Source organism: Flavobacterium sp. KBS0721 (genome assembly GCF_002007065.3).
Lineage (GTDB): Bacteria > Bacteroidota > Bacteroidia > Flavobacteriales > Flavobacteriaceae > Flavobacterium > Flavobacterium piscis.
Genome location: NZ_CP042170.1, coordinates 387,973 through 411,419, shown reverse-complemented (window position 1 = coordinate 411,419; position 23,447 = coordinate 387,973). Strand labels below are relative to the sequence as shown.

The following is a 23,447-nucleotide window of genomic DNA, read 5'->3' as shown; positions in this document are numbered from 1 at the left end:
TCTTTGTTTTTACTGAAATGTCTTTTGTTTAGGCTGCTGCGAGTGTTTTTTCTTGTCGAGATTATGTAATTGTTAAGGTAAATAAAGGTGTTTGTTAAAATATTAAAATTTGATTTTCTTGAAGAATAAAATATTGAATGAGGAGGAATCGAAGCTTTGATTTTGATTATGAGACATTTAATTTTTCTAACTGTTTGGTATATTCAATTTTAATGTATACTTTTGCACTCCCTGTTTGGAAATTTCTGTTATTTTCAAATTGAAGGGAATTTTAGTAATTAATAATTAATATTTATGTCTGGGTTAATTGGTAAAAAAATCGGCATGACTAGTATTTTCGACGAAAACGGGAAAAACATTCCTTGTACAGTAATCGAGGCTGGGCCGTGTGTTGTTACCCAAGTCAGAACCAAAGGTGTTGACGGGTACGAAGCGTTGCAACTTGGTTTCGATGACAAAAACGAGAAACATTCCACTAAAGCGGCTTTAGGTCACTTTAAAAAAGCTGGAACTGTTGCTAAGAAAAAAGTCGTTGAATTTCAAGATTTTGCAACTGAACAAAAATTAGGAGATCTTATTGATGTTTCTATTTTTGCTGAAGGAGAATTTGTAGATGTACAAGGTGTATCTAAAGGTAAAGGTTTTCAAGGGGTTGTTAAACGTCACGGATTTGGTGGTGTTGGACAAGCAACTCACGGTCAACACAACCGTTTAAGAGCACCAGGTTCTGTGGGGGCTTCTTCTTATCCATCTAGAGTATTCAAAGGAATGCGTATGGCTGGAAGAATGGGAGGAGATAATGTAAAAGTTCAAAACCTTAGAGTTTTAAAAGTGGTTGCTGAAAAGAACCTACTTGTTATTAAAGGATGTGTTCCTGGACATAAAAACTCTTATGTAATCATTCAGAAGTAATGGAAGTAAAAGTATTAGATTTCAACGGAAAAGATACTGGAAGAAAAGTTCAACTTTCTGATTCAGTATTCGCAATTGAACCAAACAATCACGCTGTATACCTTGATGTAAAGCAATATCTTGCTAATCAAAGACAAGGAACTCACAAAGCTAAAGAAAGAGCTGAAGTGACAGGAAGTACACGTAAGATTAAAAAACAAAAAGGAACTGGTACAGCTCGTGCGGGAAGTATCAAAAATCCATTGTTTAAAGGTGGTGGAACAATTTTTGGACCAAGACCAAGAAGTTATTCATTCAAATTGAATAAAAGCTTGAAAAGATTGGCGAGAAAATCAGCTTTCTCAATCAAAGCAAAAGAGTCGAATATTATCGTTCTTGAAGACTTTAATTTTGAAGCGCCAAACACTAAAAATTTCATTAACGTTTTGAAAGCTTTAGGGTTAGAAAATAAAAAATCTCTATTTGTGTTGGGAGAGTCAAATAAAAATGTATATTTGTCGTCACGCAATTTAAAGGCTTCTAATGTCGTAACTAGCTCAGAATTAAGCACTTACGCTATTTTAAACACTAACAATTTAGTGCTTTTAGAAGGTTCTTTGGAGTTAATCGAAGAAAATTTAAGCAAATAATAGGAATATGAGTATCATAATTAGACCTATAGTAACAGAAAAAGTAACCAAAGAAAGTGAAGTTTTAAACCGCTTCGGATTCGTTGTTGACAAAAAAGCAAACAAAGTTCAAATTAAGAAAGCTGTTGAAGCTGCTTATGGAGTAACTATCGTTTCAGTTAACACGATGAACGTAAGACCGGATAGAAGCACAAAATACACTAAAAGTGGTTTGATCAGTGGAAAGACAAATGCATATAAAAAAGCGATTGTTCAAGTACAAGAAGGAGAAACAATTGATTTTTACAACAATATCTAAGATAGAAAAATGTCAGTAAGAAAATTAAAACCTATTACCCCAGGTCAGCGATTTAGAGTTGTGAATGGTTATGACGCCATTACAACTGATAAGCCGGAACGCTCTTTGATAGCGCCGATAAAAAACTCTGGAGGTAGAAATAGTCAAGGAAAGATGACCATGCGTTATACGGGTGGTGGTCACAAGCAGAGATATCGTATTATTGATTTCAAAAGAACTAAAGACGGAATTCCGGCTACAGTGAAATCAATCGAATACGATCCAAATCGTACTGCATTTATCGCTTTATTAGCTTATGCTGATGGAGAGAAAACTTATGTAATTGCTCAAAACGGATTGAAAGTTGGTCAGAAATTAGTTTCTGGTCCAGAATCTCAACCTGAAATTGGTAATACATTGCCTTTAAGCAGAATTCCTTTAGGAACTGTAATCTCTTGTATTGAGTTACGTCCAGGTCAAGGAGCAGTAATTGCTCGTTCAGCTGGTACATTTGCTCAATTAATGGCAAGAGATGGAAAATATGCTACAATTAAAATGCCATCTGGTGAAACAAGATTGATCTTGTTAACTTGTTCGGCTACAATTGGAGCTGTTTCTAATTCAGACCACCAATTAGTTGTATCTGGTAAAGCAGGTAGAACAAGATGGTTAGGAAGAAGACCTAGAACAAGACCTGTTGCGATGAACCCTGTTGATCACCCAATGGGTGGTGGAGAAGGACGTTCTTCTGGTGGACATCCACGTTCAAGAAATGGAATACCAGCAAAAGGTTATAGAACTCGTTCTAAGAAAAACCCGAGTAACAAGTATATCGTAGAACGTAGAAAGAAATAATAAGATATGGCACGTTCATTAAAAAAAGGACCTTTCGTTCATTATAAGTTAGACAAGAAAGTTCAGGAAAACGTAGAAAGTGGTAAAAATAGTGTAGTAAAGACTTGGTCTAGAGCTTCTATGATTACTCCGGATTTCGTTGGACAAACTATCGCAGTTCATAACGGTCGTCAATTTGTACCAGTTTACGTAACAGAAAACATGGTAGGTCACAAATTAGGAGAATTTTCACCAACTAGATCTTTTAGAGGTCATGCTGGAGCAAAAAATAAAGGTAAAAAATAAGAAGCAATGGGAGTTCGTAAAAGAGAAACAGCAGATGCGAGAAAAGAGGCTAATAAGTCTATTGCTTTCGCAAAATTGAATAACTGCCCTACTTCACCTAGAAAAATGCGCTTAGTAGCGGACTTGGTAAGAGGTCAGAAGGTAGAAAGAGCACTTAACATCTTAAGATTTAGTTCTAAAGAAGCTTCAAGAAAATTAGAGAAACTATTATTATCTGCAATCAACAACTGGGAGCAAAAAAATAGCGAAGGTAATTTAGAAGAAGCTGGGTTATTTGTTAAAGAGATCAGAGTAGATGGTGGAATGATGTTGAAAAGACTTCGTCCAGCTCCACAAGGTCGTGCACACAGAATAAGAAAACGTTCTAATCACGTAACAATCGTGCTTGGAGCTATCAATAACACACAAAGCAATTCTTAAGCAGCATGGGACAAAAGACAAATCCAATTGGAAATAGACTTGGTATCATCAGAGGGTGGGACTCAAACTGGTATGGTGGAAATGATTACGGTGATAAACTTGCCGAAGATCACAAAATCAGAAAGTATATCCACGCTCGTTTATCAAAAGCTAGTGTATCAAAAGTAATCATCGAGAGAACTTTGAAACTTGTAACCGTTACTATCACTACTGCCAGACCTGGTATCATTATCGGAAAAGGTGGACAAGAGGTAGACAAGTTGAAAGAAGAACTTAAGAAAGTTACTGACAAAGAGGTTCAAATCAACATCTTTGAAATCAAAAGACCTGAATTAGATGCTTATCTTGTGGCGACAAGCATCGCTCGTCAAATCGAAAGCCGTATTTCTTACAGACGTGCAATCAAAATGGCTATTGCTGCTTCTATGCGTATGAACGCTGAAGGTATCAAAGTTTTGATTTCTGGTCGTTTGAATGGTGCTGAGATGGCACGTTCAGAAGGTTTCAAAGAAGGTAGAATTCCTCTATCAACTTTCAGAGCTGACATTGATTATGCTTTGGCTGAAGCTCATACTACTTACGGTAGAATGGGTATCAAAGTATGGATCATGAAAGGTGAAGTTTATGGAAAGAGAGATCTTTCTCCACTTGCAGGAATGGATAAAAAACAATCTGGAACTGGTGGTGGTAAAGGTGGAGATTCTCCGAGAGGAGACAGAAAACCTTTTAATAAAGGTGGTAAACCAGACGCTCGTAAAAGAAAGTAAATTTTTAAACTAAAGAAAAATGTTACAGCCTAAAAGAACAAAATACCGTAAGGTACAGAAGGGTAAAATGAAAGGTAACTCTCAAAGAGGGCATGAACTTTCTAATGGAATGTTTGGTATTAAATCTGTACATGAAGATGGAATGTTCTTAACTTCTCGTCAAATCGAAGCTGCACGTATTGCTGCAACTCGTTTCATGAAGAGAGAAGGACAATTATGGATCAAAATATTTCCAGACAAACCAATTACTAAGAAACCTCTTGAGGTACGTATGGGTAAAGGTAAAGGTGCCGTTGAATATTGGGCTGCCGTTGTTAAACCCGGAAGAATTATGTTTGAAGTTGGAGGAGTTCCTTTATCAGTTGCAAAAGAGGCTTTACGTCTTGCAGCTCAAAAGCTTCCAGTAAAAACTAAATTCGTCGTTGCTAGAGATTTCGAAGCATAATTAAATTTATATTATGAAACAATCAGAAATAAAAGATCTTTCTGCAGCGGAGTTGCAAGAAAAACTTAGTCAAACTAAGAAAATATATGCTGACCTAAAAATGGCTCACGCTATTTCTCCAATTGAGAACCCACTTCAAATTAGAAGTGTAAGAAGAACAGTTGCAAGATTGGCTACAGAGTTAACTAAAAGAGAGTTACAATAATTGTATTCTGCTGAAAGATGGAAGAAAAAAGAAATTTAAGAAAAGAAAGAATAGGTGTTGTTACTTCAAATAAAATGGATAAGTCTATTGTTATTGCTGAAGTAAGAAAAGTAAAACACCCATTATACGGTAAGTTCGTGTTGAAAACAAAGAAATACGTTGCACACGACGAAACAAACGACTGTAACATTGGAGATACTGTAAGAATTAGCGAGACGCGTCCTTTAAGTAAAACAAAATGTTGGAGATTAGTTGAAATCTTAGAAAGAGCTAAATAATTATGGTACAACAGGAATCAAGACTAAAAGTAGCAGATAACACGGGAGCAAAAGAAGTTTTAACTATCCGTGTTTTAGGAGGTACCAAAAGAAGGTATGCCTCTGTTGGTGACAAGATTGTAGTATCTATTAAAGATGCAACTCCTAACGGTAACGTTAAAAAAGGAGCTGTTTCAACTGCAGTTGTTGTACGTACCAAAAAAGAAGTGAGAAGAGCTGATGGTTCTTATATCCGTTTCGATGATAATGCATGTGTTCTTTTGAACGCTGCAGGGGAAATGAGAGGAACACGTGTTTTTGGTCCGGTAGCAAGAGAACTTCGTGAAAAACAATTCATGAAAATTGTATCATTAGCACCAGAAGTGCTTTAATTCGTTTTAAGATGATAAAGCTAAAAATAAAATCAGGAGATATCGTAAGAGTTATTGCTGGAGACCATAAAGGTGCTGAAGGTAAAGTTTTACGTGTTTACCGTGAGAAAAATAAAGCGATAGTTGAAGGTGTAAACATGGTTTCGAAACATACAAAACCAAGTGCTAAAAACCCTCAAGGTGGTATCGTTAAGAAAGAAGCTTCTATACAAATATCTAACATTTCACTAATTGATCCTAAAACTAAGGAAACAACTAGAGTTGGTATTAGAGTAGAAGGAGATAAGAAAGTAAGATTTTCAAAAAAATCTAATCAAGTACTATAGTAATGGCATATACACCTAGACTAAAAGAAGAATATAAGAGTAGAGTAATCTCTGCTCTTAAAGAGGAATTCGGATATACAAACGTAATGCAAGTTCCAAAACTTGAAAAAATCGTTTTGAGCCGTGGAGTTGGTGCAGCTGTATCTGATAAAAAACTTATTGACTATGCAGTTGATGAGTTGACAAAGATCACTGGACAAAAAGCAGTATCTACAATTTCAAAGAAAGACGTTGCGTCATTCAAATTGAGAAAAGGGATGCCTATTGGAGCAAAAGTTACTTTACGTGGAGAAAGAATGTATGAGTTTTTAGATAGACTTGTTACTTCTGCTTTACCACGTGTTAGAGATTTTAGTGGTATTAAAGCTACTGGTTTCGACGGAAGGGGTAACTACAATCTTGGAGTTTTAGAGCAAATCATTTTCCCTGAAATTGATATTGACAAAGTAAACAAAATTTCAGGAATGGATATTACATTTGTTACTACTGCAAAAACAGACAAGGAAGCAAAGTCATTATTGGCTGAATTAGGATTACCTTTTAAAAAGAATTAAGACATGGCTAAAGAATCAATGAAAGCCCGTGAGGTTAAGAGAGAAAAAACGGTAGCAAAGTATGCTGAGAAAAGAAAAGCTTTGAAAGAAGCTGGAGATTTTGAAGGTTTACAAAAATTACCTAAAAATGCTTCACCAGTTCGTTTGCACAATCGTTGCAAATTAACAGGTAGACCAAGAGGTTATATCCGTCAATTCGGTATTTCACGTGTAACTTTCCGTGAGATGGCTAATAATGGGTTAATTCCTGGAGTTAAAAAAGCGTCTTGGTAATCTCGCAATAAGTTAGTACTTTTGCAAACCAAAAAATAATTTTAATTGATTAAAGGTTCGGGAGGCGAGTGCCTCCCGAAAACCATAGTCGCAATCAAATACATATGTATACAGATCCTATTGCAGATTATTTGACTAGAGTTCGTAACGCTGTGGCTGCAAACCACAAAGTTGTTGAAATTCCGGCATCTAATCTAAAAAAAGAAATAACTAAGATCTTATTTGATCAAGGTTATATCTTGAGTTACAAATTTGAAGACAACTCTGTACAGGGTTCAATCAAAATAGCTTTAAAGTATGATAAAGATACTAAAGAGCCTGTAATTAAAGATATCCAAAGAATTAGTAAACCTGGTTTACGTAAATATGCAGGTGCTGCCAAATTACCAAGAATCCTTAATGGATTAGGAATTGCAATTGTTTCAACTTCAAAAGGTCTTATGACTGGAAAACAAGCGAAACAATTAAATGTAGGTGGTGAAGTAATTTGTTACGTATACTAATTTTAAAGACTAAATAAGATGTCAAGAATAGGTAAAAGCCCAATTGTAATTGCTGCTGGAGTAACTGTTGAAGTTAAAGATGGTATCGTTACGGTAAAAGGAAAAAAAGGTCAACTAACTCAGGAGTTTTCGGACATTACTGTAAAAGTTGAAGGTGATCAGGTTCTGTTAGAAAGATCATCTGATCATAAAGACCAAAGAGCAAAACACGGATTATACAGATCGTTAATCAATAACATGATAATTGGTGTATCTGAAGGTTTTACAAAAGAACTTGAATTAGTTGGAGTTGGTTATAGAGCTTCAAACCAAGGTCAAAAGTTAGATTTAGCTCTTGGATATTCTCACAATATTGTTTTAGAAATTGCTCCGGAAGTAGCTTTAGAAACAATATCTGAAAAAGGTAAAAACCCTATCGTAAAATTAACATCATTTGATAAACAACTTTTAGGTCAGGTTGCTGCGAAAATCAGAGGTTTCCGTAAGCCTGAGCCATACAAAGGAAAAGGTGTTAAATTTGTGGGTGAAGTATTAAGAAGAAAAGCAGGTAAATCAGCTTAAAAAATAAGATTATGTCATTAACAAAATCTGATAGAAGACAGAGAATTAGATTCAGAATTAGAAAATCGATTAGTGGTACTGCTACTAACCCAAGACTATCTGTATTTAGAAGTAACAAAGAAATTTATGCTCAAATTATTGATGACGTGAATGGAGTTACTTTATTATCTGCATCTTCAAGAGAAAAAGAAATAGGAAAAGGTACTAACGTTGAAATTGCTGCTGCTGTTGGAAAACTAGTTGCTGAGAAAGCGTTAAAAGCTGGGATTGATACCATCACTTTTGATAGAGGTGGGTATTTGTATCACGGTCGTATTAAATCATTAGCAGAAGGCGCAAGAGCGGCTGGACTTAAATTCTAATATATTATGTCTAAATACAAAAATGTAGAATTGGTAAAACCAAGTGGTCTTGAACTTAAAGATCGTCTGGTAAGTGTTAATCGTGTTACTAAGGTTACAAAAGGTGGTAGAGCTTTCGGTTTTTCTGCTATTGTAGTTGTAGGTGATGAAAACGGAGTAGTTGGTCATGGATTAGGAAAATCTAAAGACGTTTCTGAAGCAATTGCGAAAGCAGTAGAAGATGCTAAGAAAAATTTAGTAAAAATTCCTTTGAACGGACAATCTGTTCCTCACGAACAAAAAGGTAAATTTGGTGGTGCGCGTGTATTCTTAATTCCTGCTTCTCATGGTACAGGAGTTATTGCTGGTGGAGCTGTTCGTTCAGTTCTTGAATCAGTAGGTATTCACGATGTATTATCTAAATCTCAAGGATCATCAAATCCTCATAACGTAGTGAAAGCAACTTTTGATGCTTTATTACAAATGAGAAGCGCTTATACTGTTGCAAAACAAAGAGGTGTTTCTTTAGAAAAAGTTTTTAAAGGTTAATTCAAGGAAATTATGGCTAAATTATTAGTAAAACAAGTAAGAAGCAAAATCAACTGTCCTCTTTCTCAAAAGAGAGGTTTGGAAGCTTTAGGTCTACGTAAAATGGGACAAGTTGTAGAGCATGATTCAAATCCTGCTATCCTTGGGATGATAAACAAAGTTAAACACTTAGTTTCTGTCGAAGAAGCTAAATAACAAATACTGTTATGAATTTAAGTAACTTACAACCAGCTGAAGGGTCAACACACAATCAAAATAAAAGATTAGGTAGAGGAGAAGGTTCAGGAAAAGGTGGTACTTCTGCAAGAGGTCACAAAGGAGCAAAATCTCGTTCTGGTTATTCTAAAAAGATTGGTTTTGAAGGAGGGCAAATGCCACTTCAAAGACGTGTACCTAAGTTTGGTTTCACAAACATCAATCGTAAAGAATACGAAGGTGTTAATTTAGATACGCTTCAATTATTAGTAGACAATGGTGTGATTACTGATTCTGTTTCAATGACAGATTTCGTAGCAAATCGTCTGGCTACCAAAAATGAAATCGTTAAGATTTTAGGTAGAGGAGAATTGAAAGCAAAATTAAAAGTAACTGCCCACAAATTTACTGCTACTGCAAAAGCTGCTATTGAAGCTGCTGGAGGAGAAGCTGTAACTATATAACTTATCTACTAAGATGAAGAAATTTATTGAATCAATAAGTAATGTTTGGAAAATCGAAGAACTGAAAAACAGAATCTTAATTACATTAGGGTTGCTTTTAGTATATCGTTTTGGTGCACACGTAACGCTACCTGGAATTGACGCAACTCAATTAACAGGTTTAGCGGGACAAACTAAAAATGGTTTAGGATCTATCCTAGACATGTTTACAGGAGGTGCTTTCTCTAAAGCTTCAGTTTTTGCTTTAGGAATTATGCCTTATATTTCTGCATCTATTGTTGTTCAGTTAATGGGAATTGCTATTCCTTATTTGCAAAAACTTCAAAACGATGGAGAAAGTGGTAGAAAAAAGATTAATCAAATCACTCGTTGGTTGACTATAGCTATTACACTGGTTCAAGGTCCGACTTATATCTATAATTTATACAGAACATTACCTGGAAGTGCATTCTTACTAGGCTTTAATTCACCTGAATTTTTGTTTTCTTCTGTTATTATCTTAGTTACTGGTACAATTTTCGCTATGTGGCTTGGAGAAAAAATTACAGATAAAGGTATTGGAAATGGAATTTCATTATTGATTATGGTTGGTATTTTAGCTCGTTTACCGCAAGCTTTTATACAAGAATTTACAACCAGAGTTACCAATAACAATGGTGGTCCAATGTTGTTAGTTATTGAAATTATCGTTTGGTTATTAGTAATCATTTCTTGTGTATTGCTTACAATGGCAGTACGTAGAATTCCTGTTCAGTACGCTCGTCGTACAACAAGTGGGGATTACGAGCAAGACTTGGCAGGTGGAAACAGACAATGGATTCCTTTAAAGCTTAATGCTTCAGGGGTTATGCCAATCATTTTTGCTCAGGCAATTATGTTTATACCTGCAGCTGTAGCTGGACTGTCTAAATCAGACACATCACAATCTATTGTTGGCGCTTTTAGTAATATGTTCGGATTTTGGTATAATTTTGTATTTGCAACTTTAATTATTGTATTTACATTTTTCTATACTGCGATTACGGTTCCTACTAACAAAATGGCTGATGATTTGAAAAGAAGTGGTGGTTTTATTCCTGGCGTTCGTCCGGGAGCTGAAACTTCAGAATTTCTTGATAAAGTGATGTCTTTAATAACTTTCCCAGGATCTTTATTCCTTGCTTTGATTGCTGTGTTCCCAGCTATTGTTGTAAGTATTATGGATGTACAACAATCTTGGGCAATGTTTTTTGGAGGTACCTCGTTAATAATTATGGTTGGAGTTGCAATAGATACTATTCAACAAATCAATTCATACTTGTTAAACAAACATTATGATGGTTTAATGAAGACTGGTAAAAATAGAAAAGCAGTAGCTTAATTTTTATATGGCAAAACAATCAGCAATAGAACAAGACGGATCAATCATCGAAGCATTATCAAATGCGATGTTCCGTGTAGAGTTAGAAAATGGACATATCGTAATTGCTCATATTTCTGGTAAAATGCGTATGCATTACATCAAATTATTACCTGGTGATAAAGTGAAACTAGAAATGAGTCCTTATGATTTGTCAAAAGCAAGAATTACTTATCGATATTAAAGGATATTCACTATGAAAGTTAGAGCATCAGTAAAAAAGAGAAGTCCCGAGTGCATCATTGTGCGTAGAAAAGGGAGATTGTACGTAATAAACAAAAAGAATCCTAGATTTAAACAAAGACAAGGATAATTATGGCAAGAATAGCAGGGGTAGATATCCCAAAAAATAAAAGAGGTGTTATAGCACTTACCTATATCTTTGGATTAGGAAGAAGTAGAGCTATTGAGATTTTAGAAAAAGCTCAAGTTAGCCAAGACAAAAAAGTTCAAGATTGGAATGATGATGAGATCGGAGCAATTCGTGATGCAGTTTCATTTTATAAAATTGAAGGAGAATTACGTTCTGAGGTTTCTTTAAACATCAAACGTTTAATGGATATTGGATGTTACAGAGGTATCCGTCATAGATCTGGTCTTCCTTTAAGAGGACAAAGAACTAAAAACAACTCTAGAACAAGAAAAGGTAAAAGAAAAACTGTTGCTAACAAGAAAAAAGCAACTAAATAATAAGTAATATGGCTAAAGCAACTGCAAAAAAACGTAAAGTTATCGTTGAATCAACGGGAGAAGCTCATATTTCTGCTACCTTCAATAACATCATCATTTCTTTGACAAACAAAAAAGGTGAAGTTATTTCTTGGTCTTCAGCTGGTAAAATGGGTTTTAGAGGTTCTAAAAAGAATACTCCATACGCAGCCCAAATGGCAGCAGAAGATTGTAGTAAAGTAGCTCTTGAGGCTGGACTTAAAAAAGTGAAAGTTTATGTAAAAGGACCAGGAAACGGGCGTGAGTCTGCTATTCGTTCTATTCATAACGGTGGAATTGAAGTTACTGAGATTATCGATGTTACTCCAATGCCTCACAACGGATGTCGTCCTCCAAAAAGACGTAGAGTTTAATTTTATTTATTCATAGTATAAACAAGGTAGAACATAGATTATCGAAGGATTTGACCTGAATTCATAATCTCTACCTTAAATTTAATTTTTTAGAAATGGCAAGATATACTGGTCCAAAAACTAGAATTGCTCGTAAATTTGGCGAAGCAATCTTCGGAGATGATAAATCTTTCGAAAAAAGAAATTACCCACCTGGACAACACGGGATGGCTAAAAAAAGAGGTAAAAAATCTGAGTATGCTGTTCAGTTAATGGAAAAGCAAAAAGCTAAATATTCTTACGGGATTTTAGAAAAACAATTCAGAAATTTATTCAAAAAAGCATCAGCTACTAAAGGTGTTACTGGTGAAGTTCTTTTACAATTATGTGAAGCAAGATTAGATAACGTTGTTTTTAGAATGGGTATCGCTCCTTCTAGAAGAGGTGCTAGACAATTAGTTTCTCACAGACACGTTACTGTAAATGGTGAAGTTGTAAATATCGCTTCTTACCACCTTAAACCTGGTGATAAAGTTGCAGTTCGTGAAAAATCTAAATCTTTAGAAGCTATCGAACGTTCTTTATCAAATTCAAGTCATGTTTATGAATGGATTACTTGGAATAATGATCTTAAAGAAGGAACTTTTGTTTCTGTACCTGCAAGACTTCAAATTCCAGAAAACATTAAAGAACAATTAATCGTAGAGTTGTACAACAAATAATAATTGACTTAGTCGAAATTTATGGCAATATTTAATTTTCAAAAGCCCGATAAAGTTATCATGATCGATTCAACCGATTTTGAAGGTAAATTCGAATTTAGACCTTTAGAACCTGGTTATGGATTGACAGTTGGTAATGCACTTAGAAGAGTTTTGCTTTCAGCATTAGAAGGTTATGCAATTACATCTGTTCGTATCGAAGGTGTAGATCATGAGTTTTCTACTATTTCAGGTGTTGTTGAAGATGTTACCGAAATTATCCTTAATCTAAAACAAGTACGTTTCAAACGTCAAATTGAAGATATCGATAATGAAGCAGTTACAATTTCTGTTTCTGGTAAAGATCAACTAACAGCAGGTGATTTTCAAAAATTTATTTCAGGTTTCCAAGTGCTGAACCCAGACCTTGTTATCTGTAATTTAGATTCTAAAATCAAATTGAACTTCGATTTAACAATCGAAAAAGGTAGAGGATATGTTCCTGCTGAGGAGAACAAAAAACAGAACGCTGCAATTGGTACCATTTTTACAGACTCTATTTTTACTCCGGTAAAAAATGTAAAATATGCAATTGAAAACTTCCGTGTTGAGCAAAAAACAGATTATGAAAAATTAGTTTTTGAAATTAAAACTGATGGTTCTATTAATCCAAAAGATGCTCTTACTGAAGCTGCTAAAGTTTTAATTCACCACTTCATGTTATTTTCTGACGAAAGAATTACACTCGAGGCTGACGAAATTGCACAAACAGAATCGTATGATGAAGAGTCATTGCATATGAGACAATTGCTTAAAACTAAGCTTGTTGATATGGATTTATCTGTGAGAGCATTAAATTGCTTGAAAGCGGCTGAAGTTGATACACTTGGTGATTTAGTATCGTTCAATAAAAATGACCTAATGAAATTCCGTAATTTTGGTAAAAAATCTTTAACTGAGCTAGATGAACTTGTAGCTGTTAAGAATTTAACTTTCGGAATGGACTTAGCTAAATACAAATTAGATAAAGAATAATTCAATCCGCTAAGGCGGATTAAATTTAAAATAGCAATGAGACACGGAAAAAAATTCAATCACTTAAGCAGACAGACTGGACATAGAAAAGCTATGTTGGCTAATATGGCTTGTTCTCTTATTGAGCACAAACGTATTAACACTACTGTTGCTAAGGCTAAAGCGCTTAAACAATTCGTTGAGCCTTTAATCACAAAATCAAAAGAAGATACGACTCACAACCGTCGTATTGTTTTTGCTTACTTACGTAGTAAATATGCGGTAACTGACTTGTTCAGAGACGTAGCTGCTAAAGTTGGAGACCGTCCAGGTGGATACACTCGTATCATTAAAGTTGGAAATCGTTTAGGAGATAATGCTGATATGGCAATGATCGAACTTGTAGATTTCAATGAACTTTACAATGGTGGTAAAAAAGAAGTTAAAAAAGCTAAAAGCCGTCGTGGTGGGAAAGCAAAAAAAGCTGAGGAGACTACTCCAGAAGCTCCAGCTGCTGAATCAGAATCGACTACTGAAGCTTCTGAATAATTATGAAAGTAATGATTCTATAGAAATCAAGGATAAGCTAATTTTTTAGTTTATCCTTTTTTTTTGATTTTTTTTAAGGAAATCTGATTTTTAACTTATTTTGATGCTCTGGTTTTATTTTTATGAATGAAAGTTTTAAAAAATCTTGGAGACACTCTTTTAAAGAAGTAAATTTGCAAAATATCTAATTACAATTGAAACAGTTTTGCCTGATTCATTAGACGATAAAAAAAAACAATACAAATTAAAGAATGAAATACACTACACGACAAAGCGCCATTTTATTACTTAGTGATGGAACTATTTTTCACGGAAAATCTATCGGAATTAGCGGTAAAACTTTTGGTGAAGTTTGTTTTAATACAGGGATGACAGGATATCAGGAAATATTTACTGATCCTTCTTACTTTGGTCAGATATTAGTTGCCACCAATGCACACATTGGGAATTATGGAGTCAATGATTTAGAAATTGAATCTGACAGTGTCAAAATTGCTGGTTTAGTTTGTAAAAACTTCAGCTTTAATTATTCAAGTGAAGATGCTTCCGGAAGTTTAGAAGATTATTTTACAAAAGAGAATTTAATCTGTATTTCTGATGTTGATACTCGTGCGTTGGTAAGTTATATCCGTGATAACGGTGCTATGAATGCTGTTATCTGTACGGATGGAACTTCGGTTGAAGAATTGAAAAAAGAATTGGCAAATGTGCCAAACATGGAAGGTTTAGAGTTGGCTTCAAAAGTGTCGACTACTGAGCCTTATTTTTTTGGAGATGAAAATGCTACTTACAAAATATCAGCATTAGACTTAGGTATCAAGAAGAATATTTTAAGAAATCTTGCTAAGAGAGATTGCTATATTAAAGTTTTCCCATATAATTCATCCTATAAAGATTTGACAGAATTTAATCCAGATGGATATTTCTTGTCAAATGGGCCTGGAGATCCAGATCCATTATTTGGAGCAATACAAGTCGCTAAAGAAATTATAGCAGATGATAAACCATTATTCGGTATTTGTTTAGGTCATCAAATTATAGCTCTGGCTAATGGGGTTAAAACTTATAAAATGTTTGGTGGTCATCGCGGAATTAATCATCCTGTGAAAAATATTATTACCGGTAAAGGGGAGATAACTTCTCAAAACCATGGTTTTGCAGTCAAGAGAGAAGCTTTGGATGGTCATCCGGAATTAGAGATTACTCACGTACATTTGAATGACGATACAGTAGCAGGAATGCGAATGAAAAATAAGAATTGTTTTTCAGTACAATATCACCCTGAAGCTAGTCCAGGACCACATGATTCTTCTTATTTGTTTGATCAGTTTGTTGAGAACATAAAACTCGCTACTGCTAAAACGATATAGTTAATAAATAAAGGTGTTTAATAGTAAGAATGCAATTTTTCTATTATATATTTTTATAATTTCGAAAAAAAATATAATTTATTAATAAAAAACAAAAATAATGAGTATTATAATTAAAGTTCACGCAAGACAAATTTTTGATTCTAGAGGTAATCCTACTATTGAGGTTGATGTTATAACTGAAAATGGGGTTTTAGGAAGAGCTGCTGTTCCATCTGGAGCATCAACGGGAGAACATGAGGCTGTTGAATTACGTGACGGAGGAAAAGCATTCTTAGGAAAAGGAGTTTTAAATGCAGTGAATAATGTAAATACTGTTATTGCTGAAGAATTAGTAGGAACTTCTGTTTTCGAACAAAACACTATCGATCAATTAATGATTGATTTAGACGGAACTCCAAACAAATCCAAATTAGGAGCTAATGCTATTTTAGGAGTTTCTTTGGCTGCTGCAAAAGCTGCTGCTAACGAACTTGGATTGCCATTATACAGATATGTAGGTGGAGTTTCTGCCAATACACTACCTGTGCCAATGATGAATATCATCAATGGAGGTTCTCACTCTGATGCGCCTATCGCATTTCAGGAGTTTATGATTTTCCCTGTAAAAGCAACTTCTTTCTCTCATTCTATGCAAATGGGAACTGAGATTTTTCACAGTTTGAAAAAAGTTTTGCATGACAGAGGATTAAGTACTGCTGTTGGTGACGAAGGTGGTTTTGCGCCAAACTTGGCTGGTGGTACTGAAGATGCTTTAGATACTATCAAATTAGCGGTTGAAAAAGCAGGATATACTTTTGGAGACGAAATTATGATCGCTCTTGACTGTGCTGCTTCTGAATTTTATGTAAACGGAAAATACGATTATACTAAATTTGAAGGGGAAACTGGAAAAATCAGAACTTCTGAAGAGCAAGCTGATTATTTAGCGGAACTTGCTGCTAAATATCCAATTATTTCTATCGAAGATGGTATGTACGAAGATGACTGGGATGGATGGAAATATTTAACTGAAAAAATTGGACACAAAGTTCAATTAGTAGGTGATGATTTGTTCGTTACTAATGTTGAGCGTCTGTCAACTGGAATCGAAAAAGGAATCGCAAATTCAATTTTAGTAAAAGTAAACCAAATTGGTACTTTGACAGAAACTATTGCAGCTGTAAATATGGCTAAAAATGCAGGATATACTTCGGTAATGTCTCACCGTTCAGGAGAAACAGAAGATAATACAATTGCTGATTTAGCTGTAGCTTTAAACTGTGGTCAAATTAAAACAGGTTCTGCTTCTCGTTCTGATCGTATGGCAAAATACAATCAATTATTAAGAATTGAAGAAGAGTTAGGAAGTAATGCTTATTTCCCGGGATTAAACGCTTTCAAGATCAAATAATTGTAAGAGTTATATATTAAATTTAAACCATTCGTTTTCTGCGAATGGTTTTTTTTTGGACTTTTAACAAATTCATAGCAGTATTCTTTTTTTAATTAGTCTTAAATTCCTTAGATTTGATAAATTATTATTTTAAAGATTTATTTCCGATATATTATGTCAAAAATAGCTACATTAGAAGTAGATGGTCAAAAAATTGAACTTCCGGTAATTACGGGGAGCGAAAATGAATCAGCTATCGATATTAACAAATTACGTGATTTAACTGGTATTATTACTTTAGACCCTGGATATAAAAATTCTGGTTCTTGCAAAAGTGAAATCACCTTCTTAGACGGAGAATTAGGAATTTTGCGTTACAGAGGATATTCAATCGAAGATTTAGCTGAGAAAGCTAATTTCTTGGAAGTATCTTATCTTTTAATTTTTGGTGAATTGCCAACAGCTCAACAATTAGAGCAGTTCGAAAATGGTATTAGAAAACATACTTTGGTAAACGAAGAGATGAAAAATATCATTGATGGGTTCCCCAAAACAGCTCACCCAATGGGAGTGTTATCAGCTTTGACAAGTGCTTTAACAGCATTTAATCCAAAAGCGGTAAACGTTGAAAATGAAAAAGAGATGTACGAAGCCATTTGTAAAACAATGGGTAAATTTCTTGTAATTGCTACCTGGACTTATAGAAAAACTATGGGTTATCCGTTAAATTATTATGACAATACACAAGGTTATGTAGATAATTTTATGCAATTAATGTTTAAATTGCCTACAAGCCCTTATTCGGCTAATCCGGTTATCGTAGCAGCATTAGATAAATTATTTATTCTTCATGCAGATCACGAACAAAACTGTTCTACTTCTACAGTAAGAATGGTAGGTTCATCTCATGCTGGTTTATTTGCTTCTATCTCTGCAGGAGTTTCTGCACTTTGGGGGCCACTTCATGGAGGTGCAAATCAGGCAGTGCTTGAAATGCTAGAAGAAATTAATAAAGACGGTGGTGATACTGATAAATTTTTAGCGAAAGCGAAAGATAAAAATGATCCTTTCCGTTTAATGGGATTTGGTCACAGAGTTTACAAAAACTTTGATCCAAGAGCAAAAATTATTAAAAAAGCAGCTAAAGAAGTTTTAGAAACTTTAGGTGTTGAAGATCCTATTTTAGAGATTGCTAAAAAATTAGAAACAGCAGCTTTGGAAGATGAATACTTCAAATCAAGAAACTTATATCCAAACGTAGATTTCTATTCTGGAATTATTTACAGAGCACTAGGAATCCCTACAGATATGTTTACAGTAATGTTTGCTATCGGTAGATTACCAGGGTGGATTGCACAATGGAAAGAGATGCGTGAGAATAAAGAGCCAATTGGCCGTCCAAGACAAATTTATACTGGGCACCCGTTGAGAGACTTTAAGTCGAACAAATAAAAATATTTTAAAGCTTCACTTAACTGTGAAGCTTTTTTTATCTTTGGCCAAAATATAATAAAGTTATGTTGCAATTAAATATAAAGAACGAAACGTCTAGATTGCGTGCTGTAGTCTTGGGTTCTGCTGTTCATAATGGGCCAACTCCATCTTTAGACGAGGCTTATGATCCTAAATCATTGGAGCATATTAAGGCAGGAACTTATCCTGTCGAAAAAGATATGGTTGCTGAAATGGATGCTTTTAATGCTGTTTTTCAAAAATATGATGTAACGGTTTATCGTCCTGAGATGATTGAAAATTATAATCAGATTTTTGCCAGAGATATAGGTTTTGTAATAGATGATACTTTTGTGAAATCTAATATTCTTCCTGATAGAGAACGTGAGTTAGATGCGATTCAATATATAATTGATCAGATAGATCCTTTAAAAGTGGTTCGTCCGCCGGAAGAAGTTCACATCGAAGGTGGAGATGTTATGCTCTGGAATGATCATATCTTTATCGGGACATATAAAGGAAGTGACTATAAAGATTATATTACGGCAAGAACTAATATGCATGGTGTTAACTTTATTAAAGAGTTGTTTCCAAACAAAATCGTAAAAGAGTTTGATTTGGTTAAATCTAAAATCGAAGCCAGAGACAATGCTTTGCACTTAGATTGTTGTTTTCAGCCTGTTGGAAAAGATAAAGGTATTATTTATAAAAGAGGTTTCCGCGAAGAAGCTGATTACATGTATTTAGTGAATCTTTTTGGAAAAGAAAACTTATTTCACATCGAAAGAAACGAAATGTACAACATGTTTTCTAACGTGTTTTCTATTGATGAAAATGTAGTCGTTTCAGAGAAAAATTTTACAAGATTGAACAATTGGTTACGTGCTAAAGGTTTTACCGTTGAAGAAATTCCGTATGCTGAAATTGCAAAGCAAGAAGGTTTGTTGAGATGTTCGACTTTGCCTTTAATTAGAGACTAGTTTTGAGTTTTGTGTTGTGAGGTGTGAGTTATGAGTGTGGGAATGAGATTCAATAAGTTTTTTTATGAAAAGTTATAAAGATTTAGATGTCTACAAAATTGGACTGGAGCTGTTTTATATAGTTCATCCTTCGTCGCTAAAACTTCCTAAGTATGAATTGTATGAGTTAGGAAGTCAGATTCGTAGATCTTCAGATTCTATAGTTTCTAATATAGTTGAAGGTTATGGGAGAAGAAGATATAAAGCGGATTTTATTAAATTTTTAATTTATTCACATTCAAGTTGTCTTGAAACTATTGGGCATTTAGAAAAAATAGCGAAACTTTATCCTAATACATTTAGTAGTATGGATCAGTTAATTAATAATTATGAAGGGTTGGGAGGGAGAATATTTAATTTTATTAAATATGTTGAAGAGAAGTGGAAAAGTTAAGTGCCTTATAGTTTAGAAACTCAAAACTCATAACCTACAACCCATAACAAAAATAAAAATGAAACAAACAACAAATGCAATTGTAATGATTCGGCCAGTTGCCTTTAGAATGAATGAGCAAACTGCAGTAAATAATTATTATCAAAAAGTATTAGACGGACTTTTACCAAGTACGGTAAATGCAAAAGCGCAACAAGAATTTGATGTTTTTGTAGAAAAATTGAGAGCTGTTGGGGTTGATGTTACGGTTATTGATGATACATTAGAAACAGATACTCCGGATAGTATTTTTCCAAACAACTGGGTTTCTTTTCATGAAAATGGAGATGTAGCACTTTATCCAATGTTTGCAGAAAATCGCCGTCAGGAACGTCGAGAAGATATTTTGGATACTCTTGAAGATAAAGGATTCGAAATTGCTAATATAATGGATTATACATCTGCAGAAGAAGATGGCTTTTTCTTGGAAGGAACAGGAAGTTTGCTTTTAGACCGTGCGAATGCAAAAGCATATTGTGCTTTGTCTCCTCGCGCCGATGAAGAATTATTTATCGAATTCTGTGAAGACTTTGATTATGCTCCGGTTATTTTTGAAGCTTTTCAAACTGTCAATGGAGAACGTAAACTAATCTATCATACTAATGTAATGATGTGTTTAGGAGAAACATTTGCTGTTGTCTGTGCAGATTCTATAGATGATAAAAAAGAACGCAAAATGGTTCTTGAAAACCTAAAAGCGGATAAAAAAGAAATTATTTTGATTACCGAGGCTCAGGTAAATAATTTTGCCGGTAATATGCTGGAAGTTCGAGGTACAAATGACAAGAAATATATTGTTATGAGTGCATCAGCACATCAAAGTTTAACGCCAAAGCAAATTGCGCAATTAGAAAATCATGCTGAAATTTTAAGTTCAAGCCTTGATACGATTGAAGCTTGCGGAGGCGGAAGTGCAAGATGCATGATGGCCGAAGTTTTTCTGCCAAGAAATTAAGCTTTAGTAACTTAAAAAAAAATCCAAATTCCTTACTGATTTTCAGCTTTTGGAATTTGGATATTTTTATTTGAAATATTGAACGAGTTACATCAAATTTCCTTTGACTATATTAATAATCGAACTTACGATATATTGAATTCCGATAGAAATTACTATAAAACCAACAATTCTTGAAATAGCAACAATTCCGGATGCTCCTAATATTCGTGCTAAATAATGGGCGCTTTTTAAAATGGCAAAAATGGCAACTGCAATAGCTAAAATAGCCAAGGTAGAGATGACAATTTCCTCCATTCCGTGATGCTCCTGATAAAAAGCGATAAGCAAAGATATTGATCCCGGGCCTGCCAGCATTGGTATTGCTAATGGTGTTAGTGCAATATCATTACGTTGTTGTGCATCTGTTTCAACCTTTTTATTAATTCCTCGTTTTTTATTAATTTTTCCGGAAAGCAAAGAAAAACCAGAGTTTACAATTACAATTCCGCCCGCAATTCGAAGAGCGTCAATACTAATTCCAAAAAAGCTTAGAACATATTGGCCAATAAAAAACGAAACAATTAAAATGATAAAAACGTTTATAGCAGTCCAAAGCGAGATTCGGGAACGTTCTTCCTGAGAATCATGTTGTGTAAGTCCAACAAAAATTGGCACCGTCCCAATCGGATTTAAGACCGAGAAAAGAGCAGCAAATAAATAAATGAATAAATCCATGAAGTTTGAGTTAATGAAGTAAAAATAGTTATTTTTTAATATCCGAAAGCAAATTCTTGTTAGGATATTGTTTCGAATGTTATTATTTCTAAATCAATAACCTAAAATAAGCTCATTCTTTTTGATTACTTTTGTAAAATATTTAAAAATGATGAAAAATAAAAAAACCTTAGTTCTGGGTGCAACCACTAAACCAGATCGTTACGCTTTTAGAGCCATAAATATGTTAGTCGAAAAAGGACATACTGTATTGGCAATTGGTCAAAACACGGGAGAAGTTGCAGGTGTAAAAATTTATACCAAAGCAATTCCGGTAAAAAATGTAGATACGGTAACGTTATATTTAAATCCTACGCGTCAGCGTGATTACTACAATTACATAATCGAAGCACAGCCCAAACGTGTAGTTTTTAATCCGGGAACTGAAAATCCCGAATTATATCAATTATTAGAATTGAATAATATTAAGGCAGAAGTTGCTTGTACTTTGGTTTTATTGGCTACAAATCAATATTAATTTTTTTCAGGAGCTATTTCCAGCTGTCCACTATATCTTTTGTGGTGAACCCCACCACAAAAGGATGCCGTTACCATCTGGGCTAGAAAGAACTTTTGTATTTATAATTAGTATTCTTGATCATATTGAATTTAGTTGTCTCCCAGTCTACTAAACCATTAAAAATATTACTTTTGTCGTCATGGAATTTTCATCAAAATTAATAGAAAAAGCAGTCAACGAAATGTCGCAATTGCCTGGAATTGGTAAGCGTACGGCATTGCGTTTGGTGCTTCATTTATTAAAACAGCCCAAAGAACAAACAGGCTTTTTGTCTCAGGCATTATTAAATATGCGTGAGGATATTAAATTTTGCGAAAGCTGTCACAATATTTCAGATACAAAAGTTTGCGAAATCTGTGCGAATTTGGCACGAAATCATCAGACTATTTGCGTAGTCGAAGATATTCGTGACGTTATGGCGATCGAAAATACCGGTCAGTATAAAGGAATTTATCATGTTTTAGGCGGAAAAATTTCTCCCATAGAAGGTGTCGGCCCAAGTCAGTTAAACATTTCGAGTTTGGTCGAGAAAGTAAAAGCGGGAAAAGTAATCGAGATTATTTTTGCCCTTAGTTCAACTATGGAAGGGGATACTACCAATTTTTATATCTATAAGCAAATTGCCGAATCAGAAATTATAATTTCTACAATTGCCAGGGGTATCTCTGTAGGTGATGAGTTAGAATATGCAGACGAAATTACACTCGGAAGAAGTATTTTACATCGTGTTCCGTTCGAAAAAACTTTCAAAAATAATTAAATAAACCCAAATAAAGGCTAGATTTTCTGAAGATTAAAGGAAAAGCTATATTTGCGATAAAATTTCAATAATGACAAAAAACGGCTTTTATATATTACTGTTAATTGGTGTGTTGTTTACATCCTGTATTCCAGTAAAAGACTTAACCTATTTGCAGGATAAAAATACTTCAGCAGAGCAAAATAATATTGCCGCAGTAGAATCTAAACCATATAGATTACAAGTAAATGACATTTTAAGTGTCGATATAAAAGCAATTGATCCTAAATTAGTTTCAATTTTTAATACAACAGATAGTGCTTCGGGAGCTGGGAAATCTGAGTCAGGATTGTATTTTAACGGATTTACTGTTGATGATCACGGCAATATTAGAATGCCAATATTAGGAGAAATTAATGTTATAGGATATACGCTTGAAGAAGTCCGGGTTACAATTGAAAAAAAATTGCTGGAAGAATATTTTAAAAAAGAAGCTAATATTTTTGTTACCGTAAAATTAGCAGGTTTTAGATATACAATAAATGGCGAAGTAGGAAGTACTGGTACAAAAACATTGTTTCAGGAGCATGTTAATATTATGGAAGCCATTGCAAATGCCGGCGATATAACCATAACCGGGAATAGAAAAGAGGTAACAATAATTCGTCAAACCCCAACGGGTGTCCAAATGCATGATATTGATTTAACAGATGTTAATGTGATAAAATCACCTTACTTTTATTTGCAGCCCAATGATTATGTTTATGTGAAACCGCTCAAACAAAAAACCTGGGGAACAGGAAAAACAGGTATAGAATCCATCACTACAATTATTACTGTTTTGTCATTAGCTACAACAGTTTTTCTACTGCTTAAAAACTAAAACCAAATTCA

38 protein-coding genes are annotated in these 23,447 nt (G+C 34.2%); 37 read left to right on the top strand and 1 reads right to left on the bottom strand.

Annotated features, from left to right (window positions below; all coding sequences use genetic code 11):
- Window positions 1-294: 294 nt before the first annotated feature.
- The 34 genes from rplC to ctlX all read left to right on the top strand — a co-directional run bounded on the left by rplC (window position 295) and on the right by ctlX (window position 20,538).
- Window positions 295-912 carry a 50S ribosomal protein L3 gene (gene rplC / locus B0M43_RS02035; protein WP_007803612.1) on the top strand — a complete coding sequence of 206 codons (618 nt, stop codon included), beginning with the start codon at window positions 295-297 and terminating at the stop codon, window positions 910-912.
- On the top strand, window positions 912-1,541 hold the full coding sequence (rplD, locus tag B0M43_RS02030; protein WP_065450855.1) for a 50S ribosomal protein L4: 630 nt from the start codon (window positions 912-914) through the stop codon (window positions 1,539-1,541). The genes rplC and rplD overlap by 1 nt, the downstream gene beginning before the upstream one ends.
- A gap of 7 nt (window positions 1,542-1,548) precedes the next feature.
- Complete coding sequence (gene rplW / locus B0M43_RS02025; protein ID WP_065450856.1) at window positions 1,549-1,839, top strand: 50S ribosomal protein L23; 291 nt, start codon at window positions 1,549-1,551, stop codon at window positions 1,837-1,839.
- A gap of 9 nt (window positions 1,840-1,848) precedes the next feature.
- The gene (rplB, locus tag B0M43_RS02020; protein WP_007803623.1) at window positions 1,849-2,673 is read left to right on the top strand and encodes a 50S ribosomal protein L2; all 825 of its coding nucleotides are present in this window, start codon (window positions 1,849-1,851) and stop codon (window positions 2,671-2,673) included.
- Window positions 2,674-2,679: 6 nt separating this feature from the next.
- Window positions 2,680-2,958, top strand: a complete 279-nt coding sequence (gene rpsS / locus B0M43_RS02015) for a 30S ribosomal protein S19 (protein ID WP_012022488.1) — start codon at window positions 2,680-2,682, stop codon at window positions 2,956-2,958.
- 6 nt (window positions 2,959-2,964) lie between these two features.
- Window positions 2,965-3,378, top strand: a complete 414-nt coding sequence (gene rplV / locus B0M43_RS02010) for a 50S ribosomal protein L22 (RefSeq protein ID WP_007803631.1) — start codon at window positions 2,965-2,967, stop codon at window positions 3,376-3,378.
- A 5-nt stretch (window positions 3,379-3,383) separates the two neighbouring features.
- On the top strand, window positions 3,384-4,145 hold the full coding sequence (rpsC, locus tag B0M43_RS02005) for a 30S ribosomal protein S3 (protein WP_007803635.1): 762 nt from the start codon (window positions 3,384-3,386) through the stop codon (window positions 4,143-4,145).
- Window positions 4,146-4,164: 19 nt separating this feature from the next.
- Window positions 4,165-4,590, top strand: coding sequence for a 50S ribosomal protein L16 (gene rplP / locus B0M43_RS02000; RefSeq protein WP_007803637.1), 426 nt, complete (start codon window positions 4,165-4,167; stop codon window positions 4,588-4,590).
- Between the two features lie 13 nt (window positions 4,591-4,603).
- Window positions 4,604-4,795, top strand: a complete 192-nt coding sequence (gene rpmC, locus B0M43_RS01995; RefSeq protein ID WP_007803639.1) for a 50S ribosomal protein L29 — start codon at window positions 4,604-4,606, stop codon at window positions 4,793-4,795.
- 17 nt (window positions 4,796-4,812) lie between these two features.
- Window positions 4,813-5,073, top strand: a complete 261-nt coding sequence (rpsQ, locus tag B0M43_RS01990; RefSeq protein ID WP_007803646.1) for a 30S ribosomal protein S17 — start codon at window positions 4,813-4,815, stop codon at window positions 5,071-5,073.
- A gap of 2 nt (window positions 5,074-5,075) precedes the next feature.
- The gene (rplN, locus tag B0M43_RS01985; protein ID WP_007803649.1) at window positions 5,076-5,444 is read left to right on the top strand and encodes a 50S ribosomal protein L14; all 369 of its coding nucleotides are present in this window, start codon (window positions 5,076-5,078) and stop codon (window positions 5,442-5,444) included.
- Window positions 5,445-5,455: 11 nt separating this feature from the next.
- Complete coding sequence (rplX, locus tag B0M43_RS01980; RefSeq protein WP_007803650.1) at window positions 5,456-5,770, top strand: 50S ribosomal protein L24; 315 nt, start codon at window positions 5,456-5,458, stop codon at window positions 5,768-5,770.
- A gap of 2 nt (window positions 5,771-5,772) precedes the next feature.
- Window positions 5,773-6,324, top strand: a complete 552-nt coding sequence (rplE, locus tag B0M43_RS01975) for a 50S ribosomal protein L5 (RefSeq protein ID WP_007803652.1) — start codon at window positions 5,773-5,775, stop codon at window positions 6,322-6,324.
- 3 nt (window positions 6,325-6,327) lie between these two features.
- Entirely contained in the window at window positions 6,328-6,597 is a 270-nt protein-coding gene (gene rpsN / locus B0M43_RS01970; RefSeq protein WP_007803655.1) for a 30S ribosomal protein S14, read from the top strand.
- Window positions 6,598-6,701: 104 nt separating this feature from the next.
- A complete protein-coding gene (gene rpsH, locus B0M43_RS01965; protein WP_017495014.1) occupies window positions 6,702-7,100 on the top strand; it encodes a 30S ribosomal protein S8 in 399 nt (132 codons plus the stop codon).
- Window positions 7,101-7,118: 18 nt separating this feature from the next.
- Complete coding sequence (gene rplF / locus B0M43_RS01960; protein WP_042565877.1) at window positions 7,119-7,661, top strand: 50S ribosomal protein L6; 543 nt, start codon at window positions 7,119-7,121, stop codon at window positions 7,659-7,661.
- A gap of 11 nt (window positions 7,662-7,672) precedes the next feature.
- Window positions 7,673-8,023 (top strand): 50S ribosomal protein L18, encoded by a 351-nt coding sequence (gene rplR / locus B0M43_RS01955; RefSeq protein ID WP_065450857.1) that lies wholly within the window; start codon window positions 7,673-7,675, stop codon window positions 8,021-8,023.
- Between the two features lie 3 nt (window positions 8,024-8,026).
- Entirely contained in the window at window positions 8,027-8,551 is a 525-nt protein-coding gene (gene rpsE / locus B0M43_RS01950) for a 30S ribosomal protein S5 (RefSeq protein WP_085950271.1), read from the top strand.
- Between the two features lie 12 nt (window positions 8,552-8,563).
- Window positions 8,564-8,746, top strand: a complete 183-nt coding sequence (gene rpmD / locus B0M43_RS01945) for a 50S ribosomal protein L30 (protein WP_017495010.1) — start codon at window positions 8,564-8,566, stop codon at window positions 8,744-8,746.
- Window positions 8,747-8,757: 11 nt separating this feature from the next.
- Window positions 8,758-9,210: a 50S ribosomal protein L15 gene (gene rplO / locus B0M43_RS01940; protein ID WP_017495009.1), complete on the top strand. Its 453-nt coding sequence runs from the start codon at window positions 8,758-8,760 to the stop codon at window positions 9,208-9,210.
- Between the two features lie 13 nt (window positions 9,211-9,223).
- On the top strand, window positions 9,224-10,570 hold the full coding sequence (gene secY, locus B0M43_RS01935; protein WP_065450858.1) for a preprotein translocase subunit SecY: 1,347 nt from the start codon (window positions 9,224-9,226) through the stop codon (window positions 10,568-10,570).
- Between the two features lie 7 nt (window positions 10,571-10,577).
- On the top strand, window positions 10,578-10,793 hold the full coding sequence (infA, locus tag B0M43_RS01930; protein ID WP_007136545.1) for a translation initiation factor IF-1: 216 nt from the start codon (window positions 10,578-10,580) through the stop codon (window positions 10,791-10,793).
- A gap of 12 nt (window positions 10,794-10,805) precedes the next feature.
- Entirely contained in the window at window positions 10,806-10,922 is a 117-nt protein-coding gene (gene ykgO / locus B0M43_RS01925; RefSeq protein ID WP_072945378.1) for a type B 50S ribosomal protein L36, read from the top strand.
- Window positions 10,923-10,924: 2 nt separating this feature from the next.
- Window positions 10,925-11,299 carry a 30S ribosomal protein S13 gene (rpsM, locus tag B0M43_RS01920; RefSeq protein WP_007803675.1) on the top strand — a complete coding sequence of 125 codons (375 nt, stop codon included), beginning with the start codon at window positions 10,925-10,927 and terminating at the stop codon, window positions 11,297-11,299.
- A gap of 8 nt (window positions 11,300-11,307) precedes the next feature.
- Window positions 11,308-11,691, top strand: coding sequence for a 30S ribosomal protein S11 (gene rpsK / locus B0M43_RS01915; protein WP_007803677.1), 384 nt, complete (start codon window positions 11,308-11,310; stop codon window positions 11,689-11,691).
- Window positions 11,692-11,786: 95 nt separating this feature from the next.
- On the top strand, window positions 11,787-12,392 hold the full coding sequence (gene rpsD, locus B0M43_RS01910; RefSeq protein WP_026982953.1) for a 30S ribosomal protein S4: 606 nt from the start codon (window positions 11,787-11,789) through the stop codon (window positions 12,390-12,392).
- Between the two features lie 21 nt (window positions 12,393-12,413).
- On the top strand, window positions 12,414-13,406 hold the full coding sequence (locus B0M43_RS01905) for a DNA-directed RNA polymerase subunit alpha (protein WP_026109818.1): 993 nt from the start codon (window positions 12,414-12,416) through the stop codon (window positions 13,404-13,406).
- A 36-nt stretch (window positions 13,407-13,442) separates the two neighbouring features.
- The gene (rplQ, locus tag B0M43_RS01900; RefSeq protein ID WP_029272056.1) at window positions 13,443-13,934 is read left to right on the top strand and encodes a 50S ribosomal protein L17; all 492 of its coding nucleotides are present in this window, start codon (window positions 13,443-13,445) and stop codon (window positions 13,932-13,934) included.
- A 251-nt stretch (window positions 13,935-14,185) separates the two neighbouring features.
- Window positions 14,186-15,304: a glutamine-hydrolyzing carbamoyl-phosphate synthase small subunit gene (carA, locus tag B0M43_RS01895; protein WP_078005997.1), complete on the top strand. Its 1,119-nt coding sequence runs from the start codon at window positions 14,186-14,188 to the stop codon at window positions 15,302-15,304.
- A 100-nt stretch (window positions 15,305-15,404) separates the two neighbouring features.
- On the top strand, window positions 15,405-16,697 hold the full coding sequence (gene eno, locus B0M43_RS01890) for a phosphopyruvate hydratase (RefSeq protein ID WP_065450860.1): 1,293 nt from the start codon (window positions 15,405-15,407) through the stop codon (window positions 16,695-16,697).
- Between the two features lie 156 nt (window positions 16,698-16,853).
- Window positions 16,854-18,131 carry a citrate synthase gene (locus tag B0M43_RS01885; RefSeq protein ID WP_065450861.1) on the top strand — a complete coding sequence of 426 codons (1,278 nt, stop codon included), beginning with the start codon at window positions 16,854-16,856 and terminating at the stop codon, window positions 18,129-18,131.
- Between the two features lie 65 nt (window positions 18,132-18,196).
- Window positions 18,197-19,111, top strand: a complete 915-nt coding sequence (locus tag B0M43_RS01880; RefSeq protein ID WP_065450862.1) for a dimethylarginine dimethylaminohydrolase family protein — start codon at window positions 18,197-18,199, stop codon at window positions 19,109-19,111.
- 64 nt (window positions 19,112-19,175) lie between these two features.
- Window positions 19,176-19,544: a four helix bundle protein gene (locus B0M43_RS01875; protein WP_065450863.1), complete on the top strand. Its 369-nt coding sequence runs from the start codon at window positions 19,176-19,178 to the stop codon at window positions 19,542-19,544.
- Window positions 19,545-19,602: 58 nt separating this feature from the next.
- Window positions 19,603-20,538 (top strand): citrulline utilization hydrolase CtlX, encoded by a 936-nt coding sequence (gene ctlX, locus B0M43_RS01870; protein ID WP_078005996.1) that lies wholly within the window; start codon window positions 19,603-19,605, stop codon window positions 20,536-20,538.
- Between the two features lie 87 nt (window positions 20,539-20,625).
- Here ctlX and B0M43_RS01865 read toward each other — a convergent pair whose 3' ends face one another.
- A complete protein-coding gene (locus tag B0M43_RS01865; protein WP_078005995.1) occupies window positions 20,626-21,255 on the bottom strand; it encodes a MarC family NAAT transporter in 630 nt (209 codons plus the stop codon).
- A gap of 151 nt (window positions 21,256-21,406) precedes the next feature.
- On the opposite strand from B0M43_RS01865, the gene B0M43_RS01860 reads away from it, so the two are divergent.
- From B0M43_RS01860 to B0M43_RS01850, 3 genes are all read left to right on the top strand, one after another.
- Window positions 21,407-21,772: a CoA-binding protein gene (locus tag B0M43_RS01860; protein ID WP_078005994.1), complete on the top strand. Its 366-nt coding sequence runs from the start codon at window positions 21,407-21,409 to the stop codon at window positions 21,770-21,772.
- A 181-nt stretch (window positions 21,773-21,953) separates the two neighbouring features.
- On the top strand, window positions 21,954-22,574 hold the full coding sequence (recR, locus tag B0M43_RS01855; protein WP_078005993.1) for a recombination mediator RecR: 621 nt from the start codon (window positions 21,954-21,956) through the stop codon (window positions 22,572-22,574).
- A 70-nt stretch (window positions 22,575-22,644) separates the two neighbouring features.
- A complete protein-coding gene (locus tag B0M43_RS01850; RefSeq protein ID WP_065450868.1) occupies window positions 22,645-23,436 on the top strand; it encodes a polysaccharide biosynthesis/export family protein in 792 nt (263 codons plus the stop codon).
- Window positions 23,437-23,447: the final 11 nt, after the last annotated feature.